We start from the raw sequence: 25,924 nt of genomic DNA on the forward strand, positions 1-25,924 counted from the left end.
CAGAGGCAAACAAAAAATACAGGCTCAGCGATGGACAGAAGGGCGTTTGGATTAAGCGCGGCCGCAGGCATTTTGCTGGCGGGCTGCAGTGGCGGCGGTGCGGGAGTGAGCAGGTTCCAGGCCTATGACGGGCCCGAGGTGACCTCTATTGTGGTGAACAAGGGGGCGCGCAAGATGTACCTCCTGCATCACGACGAGATCCTGCGCGAATACAAGGTCGACCTCGGCTTTGCTCCGCTCGGCACCAAGCTGGCCGAGGGCGACGGCCGCACCCCGGAAGGCACCTACCTGATCGACCGGCGAAACCCCAACAGCCGCTATCACCTGTCGGTGGGGATCTCCTATCCGAGCCAGGAGGACCGGGCCCGGGCGGCGGCGATCGGCAAAAGGCCGGGCGGTGACATCTTCATCCACGGCCAGCCGGTCAACGCCCGAGAGCGCCGGCGCGCCGCCCGGGTCGATGACTGGACCGCGGGGTGCATTGCAGTCAGCAACGAGGAGATCGAGGAGATTTACGCGATGGTGCAGGACGGCACCACGATTACGCTGCGGCCCTGAGCGGGGCTGCCCTACCGCAGGACCGAGGGGGAAGGCGCTCCTGAGGCCGCGGCTTTGGCAGCGACGGCAGCGCCTGGCGGTCTCGGGCCGGGCGCCCCGCGGACGCGCGGCCCCGACCCGGAGCCGCCGGAATGGCTCAATTGGCCATGATCATAGTCCACCAGATCTTGCCGTTTGGCTCCTGGAACCAGGAGAATCCCATATTGGCCGCCTTGGGGTCGAGGATAACTGCACGGGTTTCGGGCCTTTCCAGCCAGGCGGCCAGGGTCTGCTGCTCGTTCTCGTAGGTTTCGGAGATATTCTCCCCTAGAAGCGTGCCAGGATAACCGGCGCGCGCAACCCGCTGCAGCGGCGACGAGCCGTCAGACCCGAAATGCCAGGGCCGGTTCTGCACCGACATATCCCGCGAATGGGTGGCGGCGGCTGCGTTCAGCTGGGCATTGAGCTGCACCGAGGGCGCTCCTGCGGCCTGGCGCAGGGCGTTGACCGAATCAAGCATCCGCAGCTGGACCTGGTCCTCGTTGCGGATCCGGTAGATGTTGCCGCCGCCGATGCCGGTTTCGGTGACCGGCGTACAGGCGGTGGCCAGTGCCATCGCGGCTGCGGCGGCGAACAGGAAAACACGCGTCATCTTGCACTCTTGCTCCATGAATTGCCCAAGCACTTAGCCCTCCTGTGGCACGGGTGCAAACCGGGCCGGGGCATTTGGCAGCTGCAGCGCCCGGTTTGAATTGCGACTGCGGCATTCCCGCCATAAACTCCCGGCACCCCCACCGGAATGCGGAGGCTGGACTTTTTATGTATAGATACAGATCTAACCGTTTCAACAGGCGGCAGTTCCTTGCGGGCGCCGCCGCAGCGACCGCCGCGCCGGCCTGGGCGCAAATTTCAAACGGGAATGATGCCGCCTATGACCCGTTGCGCCCGCCGCCGGTTGCGGAACCTCCGGTGCCGCGCAATATATCGGCCTTCCGCGCCAAGTCCTGGCGGCCCTTTTTCGACCACCTGAAGAACGGCGCGGTGCTGGTCGACATCGACAGCCGCGCGCTGCACTACTGGTCCGAGGACGGAACCACCTATCTGCTGTTCCCATCCTCTGTGCCGCTGTCGGAGGATCTGACCCGCCGCGGCCGCACGCGGGTGATCCGCAAGGTCGAAGGCCCGGGCTGGGCGCCGACGCCCAACATGCGCAAGCGCAACCCGGAATGGCCCGCCTATATCCCGCCGGGTCCAGACAACCCATTGGGAACGCACGCGCTTTATCTCAGCTGGCAGTACTACCGCATCCACGGCACCCACGATACGCGCAAGATCGGGCGGAAATCCTCGAACGGCTGCATCGGGCTCTACAACGAGCACATCGCGCGTCTTTTCAGCCTCGCAAAAATCGGCACGCAGGTGTTGCTAATTTGACGACATCGCGCCGGTGGCGGCTGCGCGGCAGCGAACAAGTAATTGCAATGGCGCGGTTTTGCTGCTTAGACAAAATAACGAGGTAAGTCTTGGGTGCGTGGTCCATTTTGGTGTGTCCCACGCAAATTCTGGAGGTTAACATGAAAAAACTCGTTATCGCCGCTGCTCTGACTGCTGCTGCTTCGACCGCTTCGGCAGGCAACCTTGCCGAGCCGGTTGTGGAAGCACCGGTCATCGTTGAAGAAGCACAGGGCTCCTCGGCAGGCATCCTGCTGCCCCTGCTGCTGCTGGTTCTGGTTGGCGCCGCAGTCGCGTCCAACTAAGTCCTGCATTAAGGATTACGGAAAAGGCGGTGGGGTTCCACCGCCTTTTTTTGCAGTTGGGGCCTTGGCGGCACCTGGCAGCAGGAACTTGCCGATTCAGCCCGCTTCTGCCTCGGACAGTACGCGGCCCAGCACCTCCAGAAGCATCTCCGTATCCGCTGATTCGATGGTGAGCGGCGGGCGGATCTTGAGGATGTTGTCCTTGGGGCCTTCGCTGCCGATCAGGATGCGGTGCTCGCGCATGCGGTTTTTCACGTAGAAACAGAGGGTGGTGGCTTCGCTCCCATCCGATTCGATCAGCTCCACACCGAGGAACAGTCCCATGCCGCGCACGTCGCCGATGGCGCGGTGGCGGGCCTGCAGTTCCTTCAGCCCCTCAAGCAGCGCCTTCCCCTGCCTGCGGGCGTTGTCCTGCAAACATTCATCATCGACAATGTCCAGCACCTCCTTGCCGATGCGGCAGGAAAGGGTGGAGCCGCCAAAGGTGGAGAAGAACTCCGGGCCCTTCGCGAAGCTCTCCGCGATGGCGCGGGTGGTGACCAGCACGCCGATCGGGTGGCCGTTGCCGATGGGTTTGCCCAGCACCACGATGTCGGGGCTGGCGCCCTGGTGCTCGAAGCCGAAGTAATACTCTCCCAGCCGTCCCAGCCCGGTCTGCACTTCGTCGGCGATGCAGACACCGCCGGCTGCGCGGATTTTCTGGTAGACGGCGGGCAGGTAGCCCTTGGGCGGGATGATCTGGCCGCCGACCGAGGGGAAGGTCTCGGCGATGAAACCCGCAACGCCGTGGCCCTTTGCCTGCAGCCTGGCGATGGCCGGGTCCACGAAGTCCGCGAATTTCTGCGCGCGCGCCGGGTCATCGCGGCGGAAACTGCCCCGGTAGTCGTCCGCCACCTCCACCAGTTCGACCCAATCGGGCTGCCCCGGCCCGCCGGGCTGGTTGAACTTGTAGGCGGAGATATCGACCGCGCCGGTGGTATTGCCGTGGTAGCCGTGGTCCGGCGCCACCATGCCCTTGGCGCCGGTGTGGGCGCGGGCGAGGCGCAGGGCGAGCTCGTTGGCCTCGGTGCCTGAGTTGACGAAGAAGCAGACCTCCAGATGATCCGGCATTTTCGACAGGATCTTCTCTGCAAACGCCACCTGCGCCGGGTGCAGGTAGCGGGTGTTGGAGTTCATCCGTTTCAGCTGGTCCGCGGCTACCGCCTGAATGCGCGGGTGGGCGTGGCCCACGTGGGGGACGTTGTTGTATGCGTCGAGATAGGGCCTTCCCCATTCGTCGAACAGGTGATGTTTCCAGCCGCGCAGCAGCATCACCGGGTCGCTGTAGGTGAGGCTGAGGTTGGCGGCAAAATGCGCTCGGCGGCCCTCCATCACGGCGGTTTTGTCCGCGGGCTGGTAGCGGGTCTTTGCATCCGGCAGGTTCAAGAGCGGCGCCGGGTTGGGGCAGAGCGCGTGCCAAAGCTCCAGCTCGTCGGGGTCGGCAACGCCGGGCCAGTCGGCCTCCATGCCCTCGGTGCTGAGGGCGAGCTGGAAGTGCACATGCGGCGCCCAGCCGCCGTTCTGCGTGGCATCGCCGAGCCGGCAGAAGGCCGCGCCCTTGGCCATGCGGTCTCCGGGGGCAAGCCGCGTGCAGCACTCCGGGTCGAGATGGCCATAGAGCGTGAAGAAGGCATCGCCGTCCGGGGTTTCATGGTGCAGAATGATGACGCCGCCGTAGTCGAGATGGCTGTCGCGGTTCTCCACCGCAAAAACGGTGCCCTCCAGCGGCGCGTGGAGCGGTGTGCCGGCGGGGGCAAAGCCGTCGACTGCGATATGCACGGTGCGCCGGCTGCTGGCCTTCCATGGCCCCTTGCGGAAGGCGGGTTCCGCGTAGATCAGCCGCGGCTCGTTGTAGTAGCCAAGCCAGACGCCGGTGCCGAACTCCTCGCCCACCCGGGCGGCTTCCTCCAGCGGCATGTGGAACGGGTTCTGCGGCCAGGTGGCGTTTTCAACCGAAAGCGAGCCCATGGGCACGTCGCTCAGATCCTGGCCCATGAGCGGAGCGAAGTTGCCGCGTTCAGTCTCTAAGAAGGCTAAAACGCGGTCCGCGCCTTCCGCCACCGGCAGTCCGCAAGCGGCGCGCAGGCGGGCGTTGATCAGCCCTGTGTTGACACTGTCCTCTTCGAGGAACCGCCAGGCCGGGGCTTGCGAAATGGTCACGTAAGGGTCGTCCAGAGTCTCCGCCGCCATCAGGGTGGAGTTCACCACGCTCACCGCCAGCCGCATCCGCAAAAGCGGCCAGATCAGGTCTACTTCCGCAGCCGTCAGCGGATAGGCGTCGTGATACCCAGCCACCAGCGCCGCCAGTGCCGCCTCCGGTTCGGGGTGGTCGAGCACGGCATAGGCCGCTGCAATGGCAAGGTCGCAGACGCGCGGTGCGGCGCACATGTCGCCGAGGTCGATGAGCCCGGAAATATGGAGCGGCTCGCTCAGTTCTCCGGTGACCAGCAGGTTGTAGTCATTGGCGTCATTGTGGATCGCCTGCTTGCGGAGCGCAGCCAAAACAGGCTCTAACTTGGCGAAATCGGCGCAGATGCGCTCGATGATGCCCTGTCGGGCGGGGTCCGCGATACATTCCGCCCGGTCGTTGATCCAGCCTGCCTGCATCAGGTCCCATTTGAACTCGCGCGCGAGCCCTTCGTGCCGGAAATCCGCCAGCGCCGCGGTGGTGCCGCCCAGGACCGCGCCCGCTTCGCGGATCAACGCAAGCGTTTTTGGCGCGGCCTTGGCATAGCAGCGGCCGGGCAGGCGGCTTTGCACCCAGACCAGCCGGGGCTGGCCGTCTTCGTCCTGCAGTTCGGCCATGGCCGTGCCGTCCAGGGTCCGGATCACCCGCGGCAGGGGCAGGGCAGCGTTGCGGGCGCGGATGTGGTCCAGCGCGGCGATCTGCATATCGACCAGAGCTGGGTCGCAGCCGGGGCGCATGGCTTTCAGGATATAGCCGCTGCCGTCCGCCCCCTCGGCCAGGAAGTTGAGATCATATTCCCCGTCCAGCTGCTGCAGCTCCGCGGTGATCCCCCAATGCGCGTGCAGCGCGGTTGCCCAATGCCCATGTGCCAAAACAAATCCTCCCCGGCCGGGCCAGGCCCGGCGCTGCAAATCCGCGCCATCATTGGCGCGGTGCGGGAGGTTAGTCCAGCCAGCCCTTGAGGTTTTCGCCGATCACCCCGGCCAGCGCATCAATGTGGCCGCCGTCATCGTTGAGACAGGGGATGTAGAGGAACTCCTCGCCGCCGGCCTCTTCGAAGCTTTCGCGGATCTCCTCGTTGATCTCCTCCAGCGTCTCGATGCAGTCGGCGGAGAAGGCGGGCGCGACCACCGCGATGTTCTTCTTGCCCTCCTTGGCGAGCGCCGCGACGTGATCGACGGTGTAGGGCTTCAGCCATTCCTCCGGCCCGAAGACCGACTGGAAGGTGGTGGTGATCTCGGTGTCGTCCCAGCCCAGCCGCTCTTTCAGCAAGCGCGTCGTTTTCTGGCACTGGCAATGGTAGGGGTCGCCCTGCATCAGGTAGCGTTTCGGCATCCCGTGGTAGGAGACCACCAGGATGTCGGGGCGCTTCTCCGCCTTGGCATAGGCGCTTTCCACCGAGCGGGCGAGTGCGTCGATATAGGCGGGCTCGTCGAAATAGGGCGCGATGGTGCGGGCGGCGGGCTGCCAGGCTTCCTCCATCAGCGCGCGGAAGAACTGGTCGTTCGCGGTGGCGGAGGTGGCGCCGGCGTACTGCGGGTAGAGCGGCACAAACAGGATCTTCTGGCAGCCCGCTTCGACCATCTCCCGGACCTTGGACTTGGTCGAGGGGTTGCCGTAGCGCATGCAGAAATCGACCATCACCTTGTCGCCGTAGCGCGCCTTGAGCACTTCAGCCATCCTGGCGGTCTGGTCCTTGGTGATCGTCATCAGCGGGCTTTCGCCCTTGTCGTGGTTCCAGATCGACTTGTAGGCCGCGCCGGAGGAAAACGGCCGCTTGGCAAGGATGATGAGCTGCAAGAGCGGCTGCCATTTCCACGACGGGTAGTCGATCACCCGCTTGTCGGACAGGAACTCGTTCAGGTAGCGCCGCATCGGCCAGTAGGTGTAGTTGTCCGGCGTGCCGAGGTTGGCCAGCAGGATCCCCACCTTTTCGGCCGGGATTTCCGGATGGCCGGCCGGTGCGTGGACGGGGCAGGTGGCTTTCGGGGTGGCATCCAGCATGGGTACGGTCCTGTGCGGCTTCTTCAGTTTCACTCGGGTGTAATCCGATACGGGGGCAAAGGCCAATTGGATCGCTTTGCCGCAGAGATAGGGCGCCCTTATCGGATCAGAGTTTGCCCTCCGGCACCTTCAGCGCATCGGCGAGCCGCATTTGCGCGGAACCCGGCCGCAGCGGTTTCTGCTGCGTCTGCGAAGGGGTCCAGCCGGTGAGGCAGACCAGCTCGAAGGTGGCAGGGAGGCGGCCTTCGGCGGTGGCGAAATGCGCGCGGTAAAGCCGCTCGGCCTCGGCAAACAGAGCCCGCGGCGGCGTGCGTTTGAGGCGCTGCGCGAGCGCGTTGGTTTCTCCCATGCCACGCAGGTCGCGGACCAGATGCGCAAGATCGCGGTATTCGGCAGTGAGCGGCACCACATCCGCAACCGGCAGCGCGAAGCCTGCCCGCTGCAGCAGCCCGCCGAGGTCGCGGACCTCTCCCATCGGGGCAATGCGCGGGGATAGGCCGCCGGTCACGCGGGTTTCGGCCTCGGCTAGGGCCGCACGCAGCTCCCGCAGGGTCTGCCCGCCCAGCATCACCACCAGCATCAGCCCGTCTTCCTTCAGGGCGCGGCGGCACTGGATCAGCTGGCCGACCGGGTCATTGGCCCAATGCAGGCCCATCGCATGTATCACCACGTCATGCGCGCCGGGCTCCAGCGCCAGCGTGTCGTCGTCCGGCACCAAGTTGGCGCCGGGCAGGGCCCCTTCCCAGACCTCGGGGAAAGGAGTCACCACGGCCGGGGCCGTAAACCTCCGGTTAACCATGCTCAGGCGATCCTCAGCCTCGTCCCGCGCCATTTGGTGCAGGAACAGCGCGTCCGCCCGGCGGCGGGCGCGGCGGGCAGCCAGTGCGCGGCGGTCAACAAGTTGCGGCTGGGAGGCAGGTGCATGCGTCATGGGAGCTATTTAGATGCTGCACCGCCAGATTCAAACCGCTGTTTCGCTTGTCTTTCCGCCGCAATGCATGGGCTGCGGCGCCCTCACCGATGCGCCCGGCGGGCTTTGCGCAAGCTGCTGGCCGGAAACGCGGTTCATCACCGGCACCGTTTGCGAGAGCTGCGGCGCGCCACTTCCGGGGGAGGCAGACGGATACCTGCTGGAGTGCGACGGCTGCATGGCGCACCCGCGGCCCTGGGCCCGCGGCCGCAGCGCGCTTCTGTACGAGGGGCGCGGGCGCAAGCTGGTGCTGGCGCTGAAACACGGCGACCGGACGGAACTGGCGGAAATGGCGGCGCAGTGGCTCTACCGCGCCGCGCAGCCGTTGCTGGAGGGCAGGCCGCTGCTGTGCCCGGTGCCGCTGCACTGGACCCGGCTGGTCAAGCGCAAGTACAACCAGTCGGCGCTGCTCGCGGCGGCGCTGGCGCGGCGGGCGGGGCTGCCGCATTGCCCGGACCTGTTGCGCCGCCGCCGGCTGACGCCTGCGCTGGAGGGCAAGACCCGCGCCGAGCGCCACCGCCTCCTTGGCGATGCCATCGCCGCGCATCCGCGCCACAGTGGGCGGCTCGAAGGGCGGGCGGCGCTGATCGTCGATGACGTGATGACCTCGGGCGCCACCTTGGGCGCCTGTGCCGAGGCCTGTCTGGCGGCCGGAGCGGGGGAGGTGCGGGTGGTGGTCCTGGCGCGGGTCACGCGGGCGTGAGCGCGCCGGCCTGGTACTGGCAATTCTTGCATTGAATGCCCAATTCCTCCAGAACACGCTAACCAAAGATGGGGTTCTGAATGAAACCGGTGGAAATCTACACGTCGCCGCTTTGCGGCTTTTGCCACGCCGCCAAGCGGCTGTTGAACAAGAAGGGCGTTGCCTTCTCGGAAATCAACGTGCTGCAGGAGCCCGAGCGCAAGGCGGAGATGATCCAGCGCGCCAACGGCGGCCGGACGGTGCCGCAGATCTTCATCGGCGGCACTCATGTGGGCGGCTGCGATGACCTCTACGCGCTGGAGCAGGACGGCAAGCTCGATCCGCTGCTGGCGGCCTGACGCTGGAGGCAAGGTGATGCGCGCTGCCCTGCTGCAGATGACCTCCTCCGACGATCCAGCCGAGAACCTGGAAATGGTGAAGCGGATGATGGAGGAGGCCGTGCGCGGCGGCGCGGAGCTGGTGCTGACGCCGGAGGTGACCAATTGCGTCTCCACCAGCCGCAGCCACCAGAACGCCGTGCTCTGCCACGAGGATGACGATCCCGTTCTCGCTGGCCTGAGGGCCGAGGCGGCGCGGCACGAGGTCTGGCTGCTGATCGGCTCGCTGGCGCTGAAGACGCAAGGCCCCGACGGGCGCTTTGCCAACCGGCAGTTCCTGATCGCGCCCGACGGCAGTATCCAGGCGCGCTATGACAAGATCCACATGTTCGACGTCGAGGTGACGCCGGAGGAAACCTACCGCGAATCCGACGGTTTCCGCCCGGGGACCGAGGCGGTGCTGGCGCAGACGCCGCTGGGCCGGATCGGCATGACCATCTGCTACGACGTCCGCTTCCCGCATCTGCACCGCGCGCTGGCCAAGGGCGGGGCGCAGATCCTGACCGTTCCGGCCGCGTTTTCCCATGTGACCGGAGCCGCGCATTGGCACGTGCTGCTGCGTGCCCGCGCGATCGAGACGGGCTGTTTCGTGCTGGCGCCCGCCCAAACCGGCAAACACTCGGCTTCCAAAGGGCAGAACCGGCGCACCTATGGCCATTCACTGGTGGTGGCGCCCTGGGGGGAGGTTCTGGCCGATGGCGGCACCGAGCCGGGTGTGGTCTTTGCCGATATCGATCTCGACAAGGTGCAGGACGCCCGCGGCCGGGTGCCCGCGCTGACCCATGACCGGGAGTTCGACGGGCCCTGATGGACGAGACCCATTCCCTCGCGGTTTCCCTGTTCAGCGAAATCCTGATGGCGGACCAGCTGGCGCGCACGCGGCTGAGCAAGGTCCTGCCCAAAGGCATGGAGCTGTCGCATTTCTCGGTGCTGAACCACCTGGCGCGGGCCGGGCTGGAGCGGTCGCCTGCACAGCTTGCGAAATCCTTCCATGTCACCCGCGGCGCGATGACCAACACGCTGAGCAAGCTGGAAGTTGCGGGCTATATCCACGTCCGCCCGGATTGGGACGACGCCCGGCGCAAGATGGTGGCGATCAGCCCCGCGGGCCTGCGTGCGCGGGACGCGGCGCTGGCCGGGATCATCCCGATGATCTCGGAAGTGGTGGAGGAACTTGGCAGCGGCCGGGTGCGGGCGGCGCTGCCGATCCTGCGCGAGTTGCGCGGCAAGCTGGAAACCGGCGGCAAGGAAGGCGGCTGAGGCCGGCTCTCGTGTCCGGCACTTGGCGCCGGGGAATGCCGGGGCATCGTGGGCCGGCGCAACCCCGGGCCGGCTTCCCACGAGAAAGGGACGCCCGGCAAATCGAGCGCCCCATCTTCCCCATCAGTCCCCCCGTCAACCCCGTGAGCGGTGGTTGGCAACTTCTGGGCTATGCCGCCGGCAACTGCGGCGGGCATTCACTCGGTGAAAAGGGCAGGAACCCTTCCAGAGTCGCGTAATTGCGTCCCGTAAGCCGATCCTAGCAAAGCCCGGGCCGGGGCCCAACGGTGCAAAAGAGGTAAGCCCTATCCTTTAGGATAGAATGCTGGCCGTATTCGTACAAATCGGCTGATATTTTACGAGGGTTTCACGCTGGCAGTGACATAATTCACCGAGAGATCACGCTCCGAGACCGACCAGTTCCAGGTGACCGGGTTGAACACAAAGCCCTTCCGGTCCACCGGGTTCAGTCCCGCCTTGCGCAAGAGCTCGTACAGCTCATCGGGAGTGATGAACTTGGACCACTCGTGGGTGCCGCGCGGCAGCCAGCGCATGATGACCTCGGCGCCGACAATCGCCATCGCGTAACTCTTCGCGTTCCGGTTGAGGGTGGAGCAGATTTGCAAGCCGCCGGGTTTCAGGAGGGTCTGCGTGGCGGTGAGGTAGCCAAGCGGATCGGCCACATGTTCCACCACCTCCATATTCAGGACGACGTCGAACCGCTCTCCCGCTTCCGCCAGCGCCTCGGCAGTGGTGTGGCGGTAGTCGATCTCCAGGCCTGACTGTTCGGCGTGGATACGCGCCACGGGGATATTGCCCGCGGCGGCATCAGCTCCCACGACCGTGGCCCCGAGCCGCGCCATTGGCTCGCTCAGGAGCCCGCCGCCGCAGCCGATGTCGAGTAGCCGCAGCCCCTCGAACGGGCGCTGTGACGTCAGGTCGCGGCCAAATTCCGCTGCGACCTGCCGCGAGATGTAGTCCAGACGGCAGGGGTTCAGCATATGCAGCGGCTTGAACTTGCCCTGCGGGTCCCACCACTCCGCGGCCATGGCCTCAAATTTGGCGATTTCCGCCGGGTCGACCGTGGACTGAGGCGCTTGCATTCCTGTCTCCGTGTGCTCTTTTGTAGGCTGATATCTCACTTAGGTCACTAATGGACAAATACACCGACCAAAAGCGCGCAGTGCATTACCTTTACCCGCCGGTCGAACCATTTGACCAGCGGATGCTGGACGCGGGCCAGGGCCACCGGATCTACGCTGAGCAGAGCGGTAATCCGCAGGGAATACCTGTAGTGGTGTGCCACGGCGGCCCCGGCGGCGGCTGCAGCCCGGCGATGCGGCGCTACTTCGACCCCGAGGTCTACCGGATCATCCTGTTCGACCAGCGCGGTTGCGGCCGGTCGCGCCCGCACGCCTCCTGCGAGGACAACACCACCTGGCACCTGGTCGCGGATATGGAATTGATTCGCCGCCAGCTGGGGATCGAGGACTGGATCGTCTTTGGCGGCAGCTGGGGGGCGACGCTGTCGCTGGTTTATGCCCAGTCGCACCCGGACCGGGTGCGGCGGATCGTGCTGCGCGGCGTGTTTCTGATGACGAAGGGTGAGCTCGACTGGTTCTACGGCGGCGGGGCAGGCAAGTTCTGGCCGGAAACCTGGGCCCGCTTCACGTCGCTGATCCCGGACGCGGAGCGCGGCGACATGATCGGCGCCTATCACAAGCGCTTGTTTTCCGGCAATCTCGAAGAAGAGGTGCGCTACGGCCGCGCCTGGTCTGCCTGGGAGAATGCGCTGGCCTCGGTCAATTCGAACGGGCACGGCGGCGAGAGCCCCGGCGACTATGCCCGCGCCTTTGCCCGGCTGGAGAATCATTACTTTATCAACGGCGGCTTCCTCGATTACGACGGGCAGATTCTTGCCAATTTGGACCGGATCTCGCACATTCCGGGGGTGATCGTTCAGGGCCGCTATGACATGATTTGCCCGCCTGCCTCGGCTTGGCGGCTGAGTGATCTGTGGCCGAAGAGCGAGTTGCGCATGGTGCGCGATGCAGGCCACGCGCTCTCGGAGCCCGGCATCAGCGCCGAGCTGGTGCGGGCGATGGACCGGATCGCAGGGGAGTTTCTCTGATGCCGCGTATCGACCGCCGCGCGCTGTTCACATCGGGTGCTGCTGCTGCCCTGCTGGCCGCCGCCGGCGGGCCGGTAGGCGCAGGTGCGCGTGCGGGCGGCGTGCTGCGCCTGGCGGTCCCGCGGGAAGGCAATATGTTGGAGCAGGCCGCCCGCGGCGCCCTGCATGCGACTCTCACTGAAGTGGCGCCGGACGGGGTGCTTCGCGGCGATCTGGCGCGGGGCTGGCAGTCCGACGCGGACGGCGCACGCTGGACCTTCGATCTGCGCCCCGATGCGCACTTCCACGATGGCCGCGCCCTGACTGCCGGGGACGCGGCGCTTTCGCTGCTGTCGCTGGGTGTACCCGGCGCAGACCTGCGCACGGCCGAAGCGCTGGGCCCGCACCGTCTGGCGGTGGAGCTTTCTGCACCCAACCCGCAATTGCCCTACCTGCTGGCCGCGCCCGGCCTTTATGTCGCGCCCGGGGGCGCGGTGGAGGTGCTGCTGGGCAGCACGGTCGGCGTCGGCTGCTACAGGGTGGAGCGCGCGCAGGAGGGCCGCCATTTCCGCGCCGCGCGGGCGGAGGGCCATTACAAGTCCGGCAGCGCCGGCTGGGTGGACGCGGTGGAGATCATCGTGATTCCCGACGCCAGTGTACGGGCCGAAGCGCTGCGCGACGGCTATGTCGATATTGCTGCTTTGCCGGAGCCGCGCGGCCTCTTGAAGCGCGGCCGCTTCCACTACCACCCCTCGGCGGGCGAGATGGCGCTCGCCGCGCGCCAGGACGTTGGCATTCCGCGCAAAATCGGCCGCCGGGCGCCGCTCGATGATTTCCGCATCGCCGAACGCTGGTGGCGCATCTGAGGCAGTCGGCCGCGCTCGCCGATGTGCGGGCAGGGCACCTCCGCAACTCAAGCCTTGCAGTTTAGCCGGATCCGCCCTATATGCCTTGCACAACAGCGGCGCGTTGAACCCCTGGTTCAAGGCTCCACCGGGAATGATCAACGGGCCGCGCGCCCGTTTTTTTGTGCCCGCAGGCGGAGCCCTGCCCGCCCGAATTGGAGGTCAGATGACCAACGACCTTATTGCCAAAGCCGCCATCGACCGGCGCCTGGCCGAGATCGTCGCCCCGGTGATCGAGGATCTGGGCTATGAGCTGGTCCGCATCCGGCTGATGTCCGGCAAGGCGACCACCCTGCAGATCATGGCTGACAAGCCCGACGGCGGCATTGAAGTGGATGACTGCGCCGCCATCTCCAACGCGGTGAGCGCGGTGCTGGACGTCGAGGATCCGATCCTGGACGCCTACAGCCTGGAGGTGTCGAGCCCCGGCATCGACCGCCCGCTCACCCGCCTGAAGGACTTCGAGATGTTCGAGGGCTACGAGGCCAAGCTGGAGACCGCCGAACTGGTCGGCGGCCGCCGCCGCTTCAAGGGCGAACTGGCGGGCACCGAGGGCGACGAGGTGCTGATTAACATTGAGGATCAGGGCGAGACCGTGACCATCGGCCTGAAGTTTGACTGGCTGAGCGACGCCAAGCTGGTGCTCACCGACGGCCTGATCCAGGAAATGCTGCGCCAGCGCAAGGCGGCCGGCACGCTGAACGAAGACGCATTTGACCAAATCGAGACCGAAGAGTCCGAACAGGAGAAGAACTAATGGCGATCACCTCTGCTAACCAGCTGGAGCTTTTGCAAACCGCCGAGGCCGTTGCGCGGGAAAAGATGATCGACCCGGGACTGGTCATCGAGGCGATGGAAGAGAGCCTCGCCCGTGCCGCCAAGAGCCGCTACGGCGCCGAAATGGACATCCGCGTCTCCATCGACCGGAAGACCGGCCGCGCCACCTTTACCCGCGTGCGCACCGTGGTCGCCGATGACGAGCTGGAGAACTATCAGGCGGAGATGACCGTCGAACAGGCGCGCCAGTACATGTCCGAACCGGAAGTGGGCGACACCTACGTCGAGGAAGTGCCCCCGGTCGAGATGGGCCGCATCGCCGCCCAGTCGGCCAAGCAGGTGATCCTGCAGAAGGTGCGCGAAGCCGAGCGCGACCGCCAGTACGAAGAGTTCAAGGACCGCGCCGGCACCATCATCAACGGCCTGGTCAAGCGCGAGGAATACGGCAACGTCATCGTCGACGTGGGTGCCGGCGAAGCGATCCTGCGCCGCAACGAGAAGATCGGCCGCGAAAGCTACCGCCCGAACGACCGCGTGCGCTGCTACATCAAGGACGTCCGCCGCGAGCCGCGCGGCCCGCAGATCTTCCTGTCGCGCACCGCGCCCGAGTTCATGGCCGAGCTGTTCAAGATGGAAGTGCCGGAAATCTATGACGGCATTATCGAGATCAAGGCGGTGGCCCGCGACCCCGGCTCGCGCGCGAAAATCGCCGTGGTCTCCTATGACGGCTCGATCGACCCGGTCGGCGCCTGTGTGGGTATGCGCGGCTCCCGCGTGCAGGCCGTGGTGAACGAGCTGCAGGGCGAGAAGATCGACATCATCCCGTGGAACGAGGATCAGCCGACCTTCCTGGTGAACGCGCTGCAGCCCGCTGAGGTGACCAAAGTGGTGCTGGACGAGGAAGCCGGCAAGATCGAAGTTGTGGTGCCGGAAGAGCAGTTGTCCCTCGCCATCGGCCGCCGCGGCCAGAACGTGCGGCTGGCGTCGCAGCTTACCGGTCTCGATATCGACATCATGACCGAGGAAGAAGAATCCGCCCGCCGCCAGAAGGAATTCGAGGCACGCACAAAATTGTTCATGGAGACTCTTGATCTGGACGAGTTCTTTGCCCAGCTTCTGGTGTCTGAAGGGTTTACCAACCTGGAAGAGGTCGCCTATGTCGAGCTCGACGAGCTGCTGGTGATCGACGGCGTGGACGAAGGCACTGCCGAAGAGCTGCAGGCCCGCGCCCGCGACTACCTGGAAGCCCAGGCCAAGGCGGCGCTGGATGCCGCCCGCGAACTCGGCGCTGAGGACAGTCTGATCGGGTTTGACGGGCTGACCCCGCAGATGGTCGAGGCCCTGGCCAAGGATGGCGTGAAATCGCTGGAAGATTTCGCCACCTGCGCCGACTGGGAGCTGGCCGGCGGCTGGACCACCGATGGCGGTGAGCGCGTCAAGGACGACGGTATCCTGGAACCCTTCGGCGTCTCGCTGGAGGAAGCCCAGGACATGGTTATGACCGCGCGGATTTCGCTGGGCTGGGTCGATCCGGCCGAGCTTGAGCAGGAAGAGGCCGAAGGTGAGGCGGAAGAGGGCGGCGCGGAAAGCGAAGCCTGAAGCCACTAGAGGCAGGAGAGCGCGATGACACGCGGCGGCGCAATCAAAGACCGGTCCGAAGGCAGCGAGCGTAAATGCATCGCCACCGGCGAGACCGAGCCCAAGCAGGGCCTCATCCGTTTCGTGATGGGGCCTGACGGCAGCGTCGTGCCTGATGTGCGCGGCAAGCTGCCCGGCCGTGGCGTTTATGTCGCGGCGAGCCGCGCCGCGCTGGAAGCCGCAGTGAAAAAGAAGGCCTTTGCCCGCGGCTTCAAGGCGCAGGTCTCGGTGCCTGAGAACCTCCCTGAAGAGGTCGAGCGCCAGGTCGTGCGCCGCATCGTGGAGCTGATCAGCCTCGCCCGGAAATCGGGCGATGCGGTGGCCGGTTTCGAAAAAGTGAAGGACTGGCTGGGCAAGGAGGAGGCGCGGGTCCTGATCCAGGCCTCCGACGGCTCCGGGCGCGGCAAGTCGAAGCTGAGCACGCCCTACAAGGGCAAATTCATCGGCTGCCTCACGGCGGACGAGCTGGGAATGGCATTTGGACGGCAAACTGTGATACATGCCGCCCTCGCCTCTGGCGGACTCAGCAAACGTGTTGTAGATGAGGCGCAACGACTGCAAGGTTTGCGCGAAATGGTGGGCGGCAAGGGCCGCACGGAAGGATAAGTAGCTTTATGAGCGATAGTGACGGCAAAAAGACACTGGGTCTGCGTGGGGGTTCCCGTCCGGGGAACGTGAAACAGAGTTTCAGCCATGGGCGGACCAAGAATGTCGTGGTGGAGACCAAGCGCAAACGCGTTGTGGTTCCCAAGCCGGGCGCGGCCAAAGGTGGCAGCGGCGCCTCGCCCGCCACGTCCGGAGCGCGCCGGCCTGCCGGCATTAGTGACGCTGAAATGGAGCGCCGCCTGAAGGCGCTGCAGGCCGCAAAGGCCCGTGAAGCGGAGGAAGCCGCGCAGCGCGAGGCCGAGGAGAAGGCCCGCGCCGAGGAGCGGGAACGCCGCCGCGCTGAGCAGGAGGCCAAGGAGCGCGAGCAGCGCGAGGCCGAAGAACGCGCGCGCCAGAAGGCCGAGGAAGAAGAGCGCAAACGCGCTCAGGAAGCCGAGGCCGCGAAACGCGCCGCGGCTGATGCCGAAAAGCAGAAATCCGCCCCAGCCCCCGCCGCCGCCGCCGAGCGCGGCGCCGCCAAGGCAGCGCCTGCCGCGGCCCCGCGCAAAGCCGACCGCGAGCGCGAAGAGCGCGGCCGCAGCACCAAGGGCCGTGGCGACGGCGGCCGCCGCTCCGGCAAGCTGACCCTGGGTCAGGCGACCGGCGGCGAAGGCGGCCGGCAGCGGTCGATGGCGGCGATGAAGCGCAAGCAGGAGCGCGCCCGCCAAAAGGCCATGGGCGGCGCGGTCGAGCGTGAAAAGGTGATTCGCGACGTTCAGCTGCCGGAAGCCATCCTGGTCTCCGAGCTGGCCAACCGCATGGCCGAACGCGTTGCCGATGTGGTGAAGTCGCTGATGAACATGGGCATGATGGTCACGCAGAACCAGACCATCGACGCCGACACCGCCGAGCTGATCATCGAGGAGTTCGGGCACAAGGTCACCCGCGTGTCGGATGCCGACGTTGAGGACGTGATCAAGGAGGCCGAGGACAAAGAAGAGGATCTGCAGCCGCGTCCGCCGGTGATCACCATCATGGGCCACGTCGACCACGGCAAGACCTCGCTGCTGGACGCGATCCGCGACGCCCGCGTCGTGGCCGGCGAAGCCGGCGGGATCACCCAGCATATCGGTGCCTATCAGGTCACGACCGACAGCGGCGCGGTGCTGAGCTTCCTCGACACTCCCGGCCACGCGGCCTTCACCTCGATGCGCTCCCGCGGCGCCCAGGTGACGGACATCGTGGTGCTGGTGGTGGCCGCGGATGACGCGGTGATGCCGCAGACTATCGAGGCGATTAACCACGCCAAGGCGGCGAAGGTGCCGATGATCGTGGCGATCAACAAGATCGACAAGCCGGCCGCAGACCCGAACAAGGTCCGCACCGACCTCTTGCAGCACGAGGTGATCGTGGAAGCCATGTCCGGCGAAGTGCAGGACGTGGAAGTCTCCGCCGTCACCGGTCAGGGCCTGGACGAACTGCTGGAAGCCATTGCGCTGCAGGCGGAAATCCTGGAGCTGAAGGCGAACCCCAACCGTGCCGCGCAAGGCGCCGTGATCGAGGCGCAGCTGGACGTCGGCCGCGGCCCCGTGGCTACCGTTCTGGTTCAGAACGGGACCCTGCGCCAGGGCGACATCTTTGTTGTGGGTGAGCAGTACGGTAAGGTCCGCGCCCTCATCAACGACAAGGGTGAGCGGGTGCAGGAAGCCGGCCCGTCGGTTCCGGTTGAGGTTCTGGGCCTGAACGGCACGCCGGAAGCCGGTGACGTTCTGAACGTTACCGAAACCGAAGCGCAGGCCCGCGAGATCGCGGAATACCGCGCCCAGGCCGCCAAGGACAAACGTGCTGCCGCCGGTGCCGCCACCACGCTGGAACAGCTGATGGCCAAGGCCAAGGAAGACGAAAACGTCTCAGAGCTGCCGATCCTGGTGAAGGCCGACGTGCAGGGCTCTGCGGAGGCCATCGTTCAGGCGATGGAGAAGATCGGCAACGAGGAAGTGCGCGTGCGCGTGCTGCACTCGGGCGTCGGTGCGATCACCGAAACCGATGTGGGCCTCGCAGAAGCTTCCGGAGCGCCGATCATGGGCTTCAACGTCCGTGCCAATGCCTCGGCCCGCAACACCGCCAACCAGAAGGGCGTGGAAATCCGCTACTACTCGGTGATCTACGACCTGGTGGATGACGTGAAGGCGGCGGCGTCGGGCCTCCTGTCGGCCGAGATCCGCGAGAACTTCATCGGCTACGCCGAGATCAAGGATGTCTTCAAGGTGTCCAATGTCGGCAAGGTTGCTGGCTGTCTGGTGACCGAAGGCGTTGCCCGCCGCTCTGCCGGTGTGCGCCTGCTGCGCGACAACGTTGTGATCCACGAAGGCACGCTGAAGACCCTGAAGCGTTTCAAGGACGAGGTCTCCGAAGTGCAGTCCGGCCAGGAATGCGGTATGGCGTTCGAGAACTACGACGATATCCGCAAGGGCGATGTGATCGAGATCTTCGAGCGCGAGGAAGTGACCCGCACGCTGGACTGATCCGGTGATTGGCGAAGTTAATAGGACCCCCGGCCTGCGCCGGGGGTTTTTTTGTTTGGCGGGATGGGTGCAGTAGAACCGCGTCGGCTTTCGGCGCAGCAGTCAGCAAGGCCGACGAAACTTGGGGCGGAGGATCAGGGCGCGTCTTCGTCAGCCCCGTCGTCCAGATGGCCGCGTCCTTCCAGCCTGCGGGCGGCAAGCAGGCAGATGATCGCCCACGCCCCGCCTGCGAGCCAGCCGGCCGCCACATCCGACGGCCAGTGCACACCCATGTAAACCCGGCTTATCCCGACCAGCACGGTCACCAGAACGGCCACCGTCATGATGTAGACCTTGAGGAACAGTCTTGTCTGCAGCCGGGCAACGAGAGCGCCGAGCGTCAGATATGCCACCGCCGCCATCATCGAATGCCCCGATGGAAAGCTGGCTGTGTGGACAAGGGACCCATGCGGCACCAGGTCGGGCCGGGGACGGTCGAAGACCTCTTTTGCCACGCTGCTGAGCACGATACCGCCGCCGACTGTCACCAGGATATAGAGCATCGACATCCAGCGCTGCCGCAGCAGAAAAAAGACCGCCACAACGAAGGTCGTGATCGCAAGCACGACTACCCCGCCCAGTGCGGTCAGATCCCGCCCCATTTCCTCCAGCCACCAGGGGCCGATCGGATCCGACAAGTCGCCAGGGGTCCGCAGAAGCAGAAGAATGCTGCTATCGAGGCTGCGGGTGGAACCTTCGGCAACTTCGTCAATCAGCTCGGCCAGCGTCCAGACTGCTGCAACGGTGACGCTTAGAAGGGCCAGGGTCGTCAACTCGATATGACGCCGGCTCCAGCGCAGCAAAGCGGATATACGATCATAGTTCATACGGTCTAACGTCAGCCGGACCGGAATGTTCCGCAGCTGCGCCTTGGGTACGGAACTGGCTCCTGGCCTGCAAGTTCCGGCCCCGCCGCCGCATCGGTCCGCCACAGACTGCGCACTCGATTTCCGGGGGCAACGCGTGCGCTACAGCCAATCGCGCAGGATCGGGATCAGTGGGATGTCGGCAGGCGGCATCGGGTAGTCGCGCAGGTCCTGAGGCTTGGCCCACTTCAGGACCTGGCCTTCCTTGCCATGGGGGATGCCCTCCCACTTTCGGCAGGCGAATAGCGGCATCAGCAGGTGGAAGCCTTCGTAGCTGTGGCTGGCAAAGGTCAGCGGAGCAAGGCATGACGCCCAAGTGCCGATGCCCAGCTCCTCGTGCAGCTCGCGGATCAGCGCCGACTCGGGCGTCTCGCCCGGCTCAACCTTGCCGCCGGGGAACTCCCAGAGCCCGGCCATGGACTTTCCCTCCGGGCGCTGCGCGAGCAGCACCCGGCCGTCAGTGTCGATCAGCGCGACGGCGGAAACCAGTACTGTCTTCACCGGACCGCTCACGAGCGGTAGTCCGCGTTGATCGAGATGTACTGATGCGTGAGGTCGCAGGTCCACACCGTGGCTTTTCCTGCGCCCAGGCCGAGGTCCACCTTGATGGTGATTTCCTGCTTCTTCATCTCCGCCGCGCCCAACTCTTCGCGGTAGTCCGGGGAGACCCAGCCCTTTTCCGCCACCAGCACATCGCCGAAGGAGATCGACAGCAGGTCCCGGTCCGCTGCGGCGCCCGATTTTCCGATTGCCATCACGATGCGGCCCCAGTTCGGGTCTTCGCCGGCAATGGCGGTCTTGACCAGCGGCGAGTTGGCAATTGCCAGCCCGTGCACCTTGGCCTCCGCGTCGGAGGCCGCGCCGGTAACGTCAATGGTCACGAACTTTGTCGCGCCCTCGCCGTCGCGCACCACCTGGTGCGCGAGATCCAGCATCACGCCTTCCAAGGCTTCCGCAAAGCCCGCATCGCCAGTGGCATCAACGCCGGAGGCACCGGTTGCGCAGAGCATCAGGCTGTCCGAGGTCGAGGTGTCGCTGTCCACGGTAATGCAGTTGAATGTGCGGTCGCACGTTTCTCCCAGCAGACGCTGCAGCGCGCCCTGTTCCACTTTGGCGTCGGTGAAGATGTAGACCAGCATCGTCGCCATGTCGGGCGCGATCATGCCGGAGCCCTTGGCGATGCCCGCGATGCGCACGGTCTTGCCGCCGATCTGCACCTCGGCGCTGGCACCCTTGGGGAAGGTGTCGGTGGTCATGATCGCCTTTGCGGCGCTGGCGATACCGTCGCTGTCCAGCGCGCCGGTCAACTCCTCCAGCTTGGCGAGGATGCGGCCATGCGGCAGCGGCTCGCCGATCACCCCGGTGGAGGCGGTAAATACCCGCGCGGCCGGCACGCCCGCGGCATCCGCCACCGCAGCGGTGATCTCCGCCACCGAGGTCTGTCCGTAGTGGCCGGTAAAGGCATTGGAATTGCCCGAATTCACCAGGATTGCCGCGCCCTCGGACGCATCGCCGCCCAGCTTCTCCTGGCAGTCCAGCACCGGTGCGGAGCGAGTCTTGGAGCGGGTGTATACGCCGGCTACCGCGGTGCCGGCATCCATCACCGCGAGCATCACGTCGGTGCGGCCCTGGTACTTGATCCCGGCCGAGGCGGCGGCAAAGCGCACGCCGCCGATCTGCGGCAGTTCCGGGAAGCTGGCAGGCGCCAGCGGGGAGACGGGGAGCGGTTCGCCCATGATCAGTTTCCTACCAGGCTGAGGTCTTTGAGAATGGCCGGATCCAGATCCTTGATTTCCGGCCGCTCGATCTTGGCAGAGGCAGTAAGCTCGCTCACGCGGTTTTCAACCGCCGTTACCCGCAGTTCCTCCGCGATGTCACCGCGCACTTCCTCGAACTCGGGCGCTTCGGTCTTGCGGCGCTCGTGCAGCAGGATCACGTGCCAGCCGAACTGGGTCTGCAATGGTTCGGAGATCTCACCCGGGCGCAGCTCCATCACCGCGGCTTCGAACTCGGGCACCATGCGGCCGGTCTCGAACCAGCCCAGCTCGCCGCCGCTCGGGCCCGAGGGGCCGGTGGATTTCTGCTTGGCCAGGGTGGCAAAATCGGCGCCATCCTGCAGATCGGCCACGATCTCCTCCGCGGCTTCTTTGGTTTCCACCAGGATATGCGCCGCCTTGAACTCGTCGCCGCCCTCGCCGGTGGCATACTTCTCCTCATAGGCCGCGCGCAGGTCTTCCTCGCTGGTGGCGGCCTCCATCACGGTGCCGATCACCTTGGCCGCCAAGAGCGCGCGGCGCTCGTTGTCGAGCGACAGCTGCACGTCATGCGGCACCTCGCCATGCAGCTCCTGCTTCAGCGCGGTCTGCTGCACCAGCTGGTCGAGGATCGCGTTGTAGAGCACGTCGTCGGGCAGCTGTTTATACTGCTGGGGCAGGGTTTCCCGGGCCATGATCATGTGCCCGATAGTGATGTCCTCGCCGTTCACCGTGGCCACCACGGTGTTGGCATGGGGCGCTGCCGCCGCGGCCATCGGCAGGGCGGCACAGGCCGCCACGGCCATGCCGCGCAGAAAAGTGAGACCTTTGGGCATTGAAATCTTCCTATTCCTGAGCCGCGGAGGGGCGCGGCGTTGACACTCTATACCCTGCCCCTTACATCGCCTTGAGGCCTTTGGCAGGACCGTCTTTCCCCCATTGTTTATGGGTTGCGGGCAGGGCGGGCAAGCCTGCCCCGAACAGGGGCCGCAGACAGGACCGTTGGAGAAAACATGCTGGGTATCGGAACACTCGCCAAAAAGGTCTTCGGCACGCCGAATGACCGGAAGATCAAGGCGACGCGGCCGCTGATCGCACAGATCAACGCGCTGGAGGAAGAGTTCGCGAAGCTGAGCGATGAGGGCCTGATCGGAAAGACTGAAGAGCTGCGCAAACGCGCGCTGGACGGGGCCCGGCTGGACGACTTGCTGCCCGAAGCCTTTGCCAACGTGCGCGAGGCTGCCAAACGCGCGCTGGGGCTGCGCGCATTCGACACCCAGCTGATGGGCGGCGTGTTCCTGCATCAGGGCAATATCGCGGAAATGAAGACCGGCGAGGGCAAGACCCTTGTGGCGACTTTCCCGGCTTATCTCAACGCGCTCACCGGCAAGGGCGTGCATGTGGTCACGGTGAACGAATACCTGGCCAGGCGCGACAGCGAGTGGATGGGCAAGGTGTTTCACCAGCTGGGCATGACCACCGGCGTGATCTGGTCCGGCCAGCCCGACCCGGAAAAGCAGGCCGCTTATGCCTGCGACGTTACCTATGCCACCAACAACGAGCTGGGCTTCGACTACCTCCGCGACAACATGAAGCCGTCGCTCGACCAGGTGTTCCAGAAGCAGCACAACTTTGCCATCGTCGATGAAGTGGACTCGATCCTGATCGACGAGGCGCGCACGCCGCTGATCATCTCCGGCCCGGCGGAAGACCGCTCGGAGCTTTATGCCACCATCGACAAGGTGATCCCCCATCTGGCCGAGGACCACTACGAGATCGACGAAAAGACCCGCGGTGTCACCTTCACCGAAGACGGCAACGAGTTTCTCGAGCAGCTTCTGCAGGAGCAGGGGCTCTTGGAAGAGGACGCCTCGCTCTACGATCCGGAAAGCACCACTGTGGTGCACCACGTGAATCAGGCGCTGCGCGCGCACAAGCTGTTTCAGCGCGATAAGGACTATATCGTGCGCAACGGCGAAGTGGTGCTGATCGACGAGTTCACCGGCCGCATGATGCCGGGCCGCCGCCTGTCCGAAGGCCTGCACCAGGCCATCGAAGCCAAGGAAGAGGTGACCATCCAGCCGGAAAACACCACGCTGGCTTCGGTGACCTTCCAGAATTACTTCCGCCTCTACGACAAGCTGTCCGGCATGACCGGCACTGCGATGACCGAGGCCGAGGAGTTCCAGGAAATCTATGGGCTTGGCGTGGTTGAAGTGCCGACCAACCGGCCGATTGCCCGCGTCGACGAGGACGACCAGGTCTACCGCACCGCGCGCGAAAAATACGAGGCGATGATCGCCGAGGCCAAGAAGGCGCATGAGAAGGGCCAGCCGGTCCTTCTGGGCACCACCTCGATCGAAAAGTCGGAACTGCTGAGCGAGATGCTGCAGAAAGAGGGCATCCCGCATAACGTGCTGAATGCGCGCCACCATGAGCAGGAAGCCCAGATCGTCGCCGAAGCCGGGCGCCTTGGCGCGGTCACCATCGCCACCAACATGGCTGGCCGCGGCACCGACATCCAGCTTGGCGGCAATGTCGAGATGCGGGTACTGGAACGCCTGGCCGAGAACCCGGATGCCGACCCGGCCGCCCTGCGCGCTGAGGAAGAAGCCAAGCACGCCGAGGAAAAGCAGAAGGTGCTGGAGGCGGGAGGCCTGTTCGTGATGGCCTCCGAACGTCACGAAAGCCGCCGCATCGACAACCAGCTGCGCGGCCGCTCGGGCCGTCAGGGCGACCCGGGCCGCACCCGCTTCTACCTTAGCCTCGAAGACGATCTGATGCGGATCTTCGGCTCCGAGCGGCTGGACAAGCTGCTTTCTTCGCTCGGCATGAAAGAGGGCGAGGCGATCATTCACCCCTGGGTGAACAAGTCGCTGGAGCGCGCCCAGGCCAAGGTCGAGGGCCGCAACTTCGACATGCGTAAGAACGTGCTGAAGTTCGATGACGTGATGAACGACCAGCGCAAGGTGATCTTTGGCCAGCGCCGCGAAATCATGGCGGCCGAGGACCTGTCCGAGATCGTCGGCGACATGCGCCATGACGTGATCGACGAACTGACCGACACCTTCATGCCGCCCAAGACCTACGCCGACCAGTGGGACACCGCGGGGCTTCAGGAGCAGGTGCGCGAGAAGCTGGGCCTCGACCTGCCGGTGGCAGAGTGGGCCGCGGAGGAAGGCGTCGATGACGAGCAGATCCGGGAACGCCTGGTCGAGGCCTCCGACAAGCTGATGGCGGAGAAGACCGAGGCCTTCGGGCCCGAGAACATGCGGAATATCGAAAAGCAGGTTCTCTTGCAGACCATCGACAAAAAGTGGCGCGAGCACCTTTTGACGCTGGAGCACCTGCGCTCGGTCGTGGGCTTCCGCGGCTATGCGCAGCGCGATCCGCTCAACGAGTATAAGAATGAAAGCTTCCAGCTGTTCGAAGGCATGCTGGACAGCCTGCGCGAAGAGGTTACCCAGCAGCTCAGCCGCGTGCGCCCGATGACCGAGGAAGAGCAGCAGCAGATGCTGCACGAGATGGCCGCGCGCCAGGCCGCAATGCAGCAGATGGCGGCCGCCCGGGCAGCCCCAGCAGCCGAGGAACCCGCTCCGGGCTTTGTCGAAAACGACCCCTCCACCTGGGGCAACCCCTCGCGCAATGACAAATGCCCCTGCGGCTCCGGCAAGAAGTTCAAGCACTGCCACGGCAGCCTGGTCTGAATTTGTTCGGATGAGGCTCTGGCGCGCCCGCCGCGCCGGGGCCTTTCCGCCCGTCACCCAAGCACTTTGCGCCCGGTTCCCGCTGCGCTGATGCGCACTGCGCGCGGGCTGGCGTTGTTTCCAAATCGGGGACAAAACGGGGCTGGCCGCCGAATTTGCCCGAAACACACCCGTCCTTGGCCACAGTCTGGCCGGAATTTTGTGCGAGGATGCCTCGACCACCCTTGGGACAGGAGGCCATGATGCTGAACAAACACGTGCTCTTGAGCGGTGCCGCGACCCTCGTCTGTGCCCTGGGAATCGGCGCCTTCATGCAGTTTGCCGGGGCCGGGACCGCGCGCGAGCAGAGCCGCCCCGCGGTGCCGCTTCTGCCTGCGGAAGCCGGCCCTGCCGCTCTCACCATCGAGAACATCACCCTGACCTCCGTGCCGCCCGGGCCTGGAATGAGCGCCCCCGCGGACCGGCATGCGCGCGCGGCGGAGCCGCTCGCGGCCCTGAAACCCGCCTGTGCATTCATGGCGGCGGCGGCTCCTGCTGCCGGCGCCTCCGTTGATCTGTCGGTGGAAGCGCCTTGCCGCGCGGGCGAAACGTTCACCGTCCACCACCGGGGTATGATGTTCACTGCCGCGCTAGACGGCTCCGGCCGCTACCAGGCGCGGGTACCTGCGCTGGCCGGGCGCGCGGTGTTTGTCGTCGAAACTGGCAGTGGCGATGGAGCCACAGCGCGCGTGCAGGTCCCGGATGTGGACAGCGTCGAGCGCATCGTGCTGCAATGGCGGGCCGGCAGCGGGTTCGAAATGCACGCCCGCGAGAACGGCGCAGCGTATGGCAGCGCGGGGCATCTTTGGCACGGCGCGGACCAGGCGGGGGCGAGCGATGCTCCGCCGCGTCTGATTCGCCTCGGCAGCAGCAGCCAGCCGGGCGCGCGCATCAGCGAGGTTTACACCCGGAGCGCGGCGAATGCCGCCGGCACCGCCCTCACCGCCGAAGCCGAAGTGACGCCCGGCAATTGCGGCCGCGAGATTTTTGCCGAAGCGCTGCACTTGCAGGGCGGCCGCCTCCAAAGCCGCGAGCTGTCTCTGGCGGTGCCCGGCTGCGAGGCGTCTGGTAGCTTTCTGGTGTTGAATAATCTGGCCGAAAACCTGAAACTCGCCGCCAATTGAATTGCGGCAAACTCAGGTAA

General features: G+C 65.6%; 24 protein-coding genes. 15 read left to right on the forward strand and 9 right to left on the reverse strand.

Features of this window, described 5'->3' with window-relative positions; genetic code table 11:
- The first annotated feature begins 30 nt into the window (after nt 1-30).
- The gene (locus ACOHWE_RS06570) at nt 31-558 is read left to right on the forward strand and encodes a L,D-transpeptidase family protein (RefSeq protein WP_420665116.1); all 528 of its coding nucleotides are present in this window, start codon (nt 31-33) and stop codon (nt 556-558) included.
- 136 nt (nt 559-694) lie between these two features.
- Here ACOHWE_RS06570 and dalA read toward each other — a convergent pair whose 3' ends face one another.
- Nucleotides 695-1,189, reverse strand: a complete 495-nt coding sequence (gene dalA, locus ACOHWE_RS06575; protein ID WP_420665117.1) for a divisome-associated lipoprotein DalA — start codon at nt 1,187-1,189, stop codon at nt 695-697.
- A gap of 167 nt (nt 1,190-1,356) precedes the next feature.
- Between dalA and ACOHWE_RS06580 the strand changes: the two genes are divergently transcribed.
- Nucleotides 1,357-1,971, forward strand: coding sequence for a L,D-transpeptidase (locus tag ACOHWE_RS06580; RefSeq protein ID WP_420665118.1), 615 nt, complete (start codon nt 1,357-1,359; stop codon nt 1,969-1,971).
- 140 nt (nt 1,972-2,111) lie between these two features.
- Nucleotides 2,112-2,294: a hypothetical protein gene (locus ACOHWE_RS06585; RefSeq protein WP_420665120.1), complete on the forward strand. Its 183-nt coding sequence runs from the start codon at nt 2,112-2,114 to the stop codon at nt 2,292-2,294.
- 96 nt (nt 2,295-2,390) lie between these two features.
- Here the strand turns inward: ACOHWE_RS06585 and ACOHWE_RS06590 are convergent, their stop codons facing one another.
- The 3 genes from ACOHWE_RS06590 to ACOHWE_RS06600 all read right to left on the reverse strand — a co-directional run bounded on the left by ACOHWE_RS06590 (nt 2,391) and on the right by ACOHWE_RS06600 (nt 7,456).
- Nucleotides 2,391-5,393 carry an aminotransferase class III-fold pyridoxal phosphate-dependent enzyme gene (locus ACOHWE_RS06590; RefSeq protein ID WP_420665121.1) on the reverse strand — a complete coding sequence of 1,001 codons (3,003 nt, stop codon included), beginning with the start codon at nt 5,391-5,393 and terminating at the stop codon, nt 2,391-2,393.
- A gap of 70 nt (nt 5,394-5,463) precedes the next feature.
- Entirely contained in the window at nt 5,464-6,525 is a 1,062-nt protein-coding gene (gene hemH, locus ACOHWE_RS06595) for a ferrochelatase (RefSeq protein WP_420665123.1), read from the reverse strand.
- A gap of 106 nt (nt 6,526-6,631) precedes the next feature.
- On the reverse strand, nt 6,632-7,456 hold the full coding sequence (locus ACOHWE_RS06600) for a methyltransferase domain-containing protein (RefSeq protein WP_420665125.1): 825 nt from the start codon (nt 7,454-7,456) through the stop codon (nt 6,632-6,634).
- Between the two features lie 13 nt (nt 7,457-7,469).
- Between ACOHWE_RS06600 and ACOHWE_RS06605 the strand changes: the two genes are divergently transcribed.
- The 4 genes from ACOHWE_RS06605 (at nt 7,470) to ACOHWE_RS06620 (ending at nt 9,835) form a co-directional block, all read left to right on the forward strand.
- A complete protein-coding gene (locus tag ACOHWE_RS06605) occupies nt 7,470-8,198 on the forward strand; it encodes a double zinc ribbon domain-containing protein (RefSeq protein WP_420665126.1) in 729 nt (242 codons plus the stop codon).
- 80 nt (nt 8,199-8,278) lie between these two features.
- Complete coding sequence (gene grxC / locus ACOHWE_RS06610) at nt 8,279-8,536, forward strand: glutaredoxin 3 (RefSeq protein ID WP_420665128.1); 258 nt, start codon at nt 8,279-8,281, stop codon at nt 8,534-8,536.
- Nucleotides 8,537-8,552: 16 nt separating this feature from the next.
- Nucleotides 8,553-9,383, forward strand: coding sequence for a carbon-nitrogen hydrolase family protein (locus ACOHWE_RS06615; RefSeq protein WP_420665130.1), 831 nt, complete (start codon nt 8,553-8,555; stop codon nt 9,381-9,383).
- Complete coding sequence (locus tag ACOHWE_RS06620; RefSeq protein ID WP_420665132.1) at nt 9,383-9,835, forward strand: MarR family winged helix-turn-helix transcriptional regulator; 453 nt, start codon at nt 9,383-9,385, stop codon at nt 9,833-9,835. The genes ACOHWE_RS06615 and ACOHWE_RS06620 overlap by 1 nt, the downstream gene beginning before the upstream one ends.
- A gap of 356 nt (nt 9,836-10,191) precedes the next feature.
- Here the strand turns inward: ACOHWE_RS06620 and ubiG are convergent, their stop codons facing one another.
- Nucleotides 10,192-10,938 (reverse strand): bifunctional 2-polyprenyl-6-hydroxyphenol methylase/3-demethylubiquinol 3-O-methyltransferase UbiG, encoded by a 747-nt coding sequence (ubiG, locus tag ACOHWE_RS06625; RefSeq protein ID WP_420665134.1) that lies wholly within the window; start codon nt 10,936-10,938, stop codon nt 10,192-10,194.
- 50 nt (nt 10,939-10,988) lie between these two features.
- Between ubiG and pip the strand changes: the two genes are divergently transcribed.
- The 6 genes from pip to infB all read left to right on the forward strand — a co-directional run bounded on the left by pip (nt 10,989) and on the right by infB (nt 18,375).
- Nucleotides 10,989-11,966 (forward strand): prolyl aminopeptidase, encoded by a 978-nt coding sequence (pip, locus tag ACOHWE_RS06630; RefSeq protein ID WP_420665135.1) that lies wholly within the window; start codon nt 10,989-10,991, stop codon nt 11,964-11,966.
- Nucleotides 11,966-12,811, forward strand: coding sequence for an ABC transporter substrate-binding protein (locus tag ACOHWE_RS06635; protein ID WP_420665137.1), 846 nt, complete (start codon nt 11,966-11,968; stop codon nt 12,809-12,811). The genes pip and ACOHWE_RS06635 overlap by 1 nt, the downstream gene beginning before the upstream one ends.
- A 205-nt stretch (nt 12,812-13,016) precedes the next feature.
- Complete coding sequence (gene rimP, locus ACOHWE_RS06640) at nt 13,017-13,607, forward strand: ribosome maturation factor RimP (protein ID WP_420665138.1); 591 nt, start codon at nt 13,017-13,019, stop codon at nt 13,605-13,607.
- The gene (gene nusA, locus ACOHWE_RS06645) at nt 13,607-15,226 is read left to right on the forward strand and encodes a transcription termination factor NusA (protein ID WP_420665140.1); all 1,620 of its coding nucleotides are present in this window, start codon (nt 13,607-13,609) and stop codon (nt 15,224-15,226) included. Before rimP ends, nusA begins: the two co-directional genes overlap by 1 nt.
- Before the next feature lie 24 nt (nt 15,227-15,250).
- Nucleotides 15,251-15,871, forward strand: coding sequence for an RNA-binding protein (locus ACOHWE_RS06650; RefSeq protein WP_420665141.1), 621 nt, complete (start codon nt 15,251-15,253; stop codon nt 15,869-15,871).
- A gap of 8 nt (nt 15,872-15,879) precedes the next feature.
- Complete coding sequence (gene infB / locus ACOHWE_RS06655) at nt 15,880-18,375, forward strand: translation initiation factor IF-2 (RefSeq protein WP_420665143.1); 2,496 nt, start codon at nt 15,880-15,882, stop codon at nt 18,373-18,375.
- A 134-nt stretch (nt 18,376-18,509) separates the two neighbouring features.
- Here infB and ACOHWE_RS06660 read toward each other — a convergent pair whose 3' ends face one another.
- From ACOHWE_RS06660 to ACOHWE_RS06675, 4 genes are all read right to left on the reverse strand, one after another.
- Nucleotides 18,510-19,241, reverse strand: coding sequence for a phosphatase PAP2 family protein (locus tag ACOHWE_RS06660; protein ID WP_420665145.1), 732 nt, complete (start codon nt 19,239-19,241; stop codon nt 18,510-18,512).
- A 141-nt stretch (nt 19,242-19,382) separates the two neighbouring features.
- The gene (mutT, locus tag ACOHWE_RS06665; protein WP_420665908.1) at nt 19,383-19,781 is read right to left on the reverse strand and encodes an 8-oxo-dGTP diphosphatase MutT; all 399 of its coding nucleotides are present in this window, start codon (nt 19,779-19,781) and stop codon (nt 19,383-19,385) included.
- Between the two features lie 8 nt (nt 19,782-19,789).
- Nucleotides 19,790-21,016 carry a bifunctional glutamate N-acetyltransferase/amino-acid acetyltransferase ArgJ gene (gene argJ / locus ACOHWE_RS06670; protein WP_420665147.1) on the reverse strand — a complete coding sequence of 409 codons (1,227 nt, stop codon included), beginning with the start codon at nt 21,014-21,016 and terminating at the stop codon, nt 19,790-19,792.
- Nucleotides 21,017-21,018: 2 nt separating this feature from the next.
- Nucleotides 21,019-21,870: a peptidylprolyl isomerase gene (locus tag ACOHWE_RS06675; protein ID WP_420665148.1), complete on the reverse strand. Its 852-nt coding sequence runs from the start codon at nt 21,868-21,870 to the stop codon at nt 21,019-21,021.
- A 177-nt stretch (nt 21,871-22,047) separates the two neighbouring features.
- Here ACOHWE_RS06675 and secA point away from each other — a divergent pair, with 177 nt between their 5' ends.
- Nucleotides 22,048-24,741, forward strand: a complete 2,694-nt coding sequence (gene secA, locus ACOHWE_RS06680; protein WP_420665150.1) for a preprotein translocase subunit SecA — start codon at nt 22,048-22,050, stop codon at nt 24,739-24,741.
- Nucleotides 24,742-24,983: 242 nt separating this feature from the next.
- Nucleotides 24,984-25,904 carry a hypothetical protein gene (locus ACOHWE_RS06685; RefSeq protein ID WP_420665151.1) on the forward strand — a complete coding sequence of 307 codons (921 nt, stop codon included), beginning with the start codon at nt 24,984-24,986 and terminating at the stop codon, nt 25,902-25,904.
- The last annotated feature ends 20 nt before the right edge of the window (nt 25,905-25,924 follow it).

This window comes from Cribrihabitans neustonicus (assembly GCF_048820895.1).
Taxonomy (GTDB): Bacteria; Pseudomonadota; Alphaproteobacteria; order Rhodobacterales; family Rhodobacteraceae; genus Cribrihabitans_A; species Cribrihabitans_A neustonicus.

Coding starts and splice junctions, on each gene's coding strand:
- ACOHWE_RS06675 (WP_420665148.1), bottom strand. CDS start 21,870: ATGCCCAAAGGTCTCACTTTTCTGCGCGGCATGGCCGTGGCGGCCTGT.
- nusA (WP_420665140.1), top strand. CDS start 13,607: ATGGCGATCACCTCTGCTAACCAGCTGGAGCTTTTGCAAACCGCCGAG.
- pip (WP_420665135.1), top strand. CDS start 10,989: ATGGACAAATACACCGACCAAAAGCGCGCAGTGCATTACCTTTACCCG.
- ACOHWE_RS06685 (WP_420665151.1), top strand. CDS start 24,984: ATGCTGAACAAACACGTGCTCTTGAGCGGTGCCGCGACCCTCGTCTGT.
- ubiG (WP_420665134.1), bottom strand. CDS start 10,938: ATGCAAGCGCCTCAGTCCACGGTCGACCCGGCGGAAATCGCCAAATTT.
- ACOHWE_RS06660 (WP_420665145.1), bottom strand. CDS start 19,241: ATGAACTATGATCGTATATCCGCTTTGCTGCGCTGGAGCCGGCGTCAT.
- hemH (WP_420665123.1), bottom strand. CDS start 6,525: ATGCTGGATGCCACCCCGAAAGCCACCTGCCCCGTCCACGCACCGGCC.
- ACOHWE_RS06585 (WP_420665120.1), top strand. CDS start 2,112: ATGAAAAAACTCGTTATCGCCGCTGCTCTGACTGCTGCTGCTTCGACC.
- dalA (WP_420665117.1), bottom strand. CDS start 1,189: ATGACGCGTGTTTTCCTGTTCGCCGCCGCAGCCGCGATGGCACTGGCC.
- argJ (WP_420665147.1), bottom strand. CDS start 21,016: ATGGGCGAACCGCTCCCCGTCTCCCCGCTGGCGCCTGCCAGCTTCCCG.
- ACOHWE_RS06615 (WP_420665130.1), top strand. CDS start 8,553: ATGCGCGCTGCCCTGCTGCAGATGACCTCCTCCGACGATCCAGCCGAG.
- rimP (WP_420665138.1), top strand. CDS start 13,017: ATGACCAACGACCTTATTGCCAAAGCCGCCATCGACCGGCGCCTGGCC.
- ACOHWE_RS06620 (WP_420665132.1), top strand. CDS start 9,383: ATGGACGAGACCCATTCCCTCGCGGTTTCCCTGTTCAGCGAAATCCTG.
- ACOHWE_RS06600 (WP_420665125.1), bottom strand. CDS start 7,456: ATGACGCATGCACCTGCCTCCCAGCCGCAACTTGTTGACCGCCGCGCA.
- ACOHWE_RS06580 (WP_420665118.1), top strand. CDS start 1,357: ATGTATAGATACAGATCTAACCGTTTCAACAGGCGGCAGTTCCTTGCG.
- ACOHWE_RS06570 (WP_420665116.1), top strand. CDS start 31: ATGGACAGAAGGGCGTTTGGATTAAGCGCGGCCGCAGGCATTTTGCTG.
- secA (WP_420665150.1), top strand. CDS start 22,048: ATGCTGGGTATCGGAACACTCGCCAAAAAGGTCTTCGGCACGCCGAAT.
- ACOHWE_RS06605 (WP_420665126.1), top strand. CDS start 7,470: ATGCTGCACCGCCAGATTCAAACCGCTGTTTCGCTTGTCTTTCCGCCG.
- grxC (WP_420665128.1), top strand. CDS start 8,279: ATGAAACCGGTGGAAATCTACACGTCGCCGCTTTGCGGCTTTTGCCAC.
- ACOHWE_RS06650 (WP_420665141.1), top strand. CDS start 15,251: ATGACACGCGGCGGCGCAATCAAAGACCGGTCCGAAGGCAGCGAGCGT.
- infB (WP_420665143.1), top strand. CDS start 15,880: ATGAGCGATAGTGACGGCAAAAAGACACTGGGTCTGCGTGGGGGTTCC.
- ACOHWE_RS06635 (WP_420665137.1), top strand. CDS start 11,966: ATGCCGCGTATCGACCGCCGCGCGCTGTTCACATCGGGTGCTGCTGCT.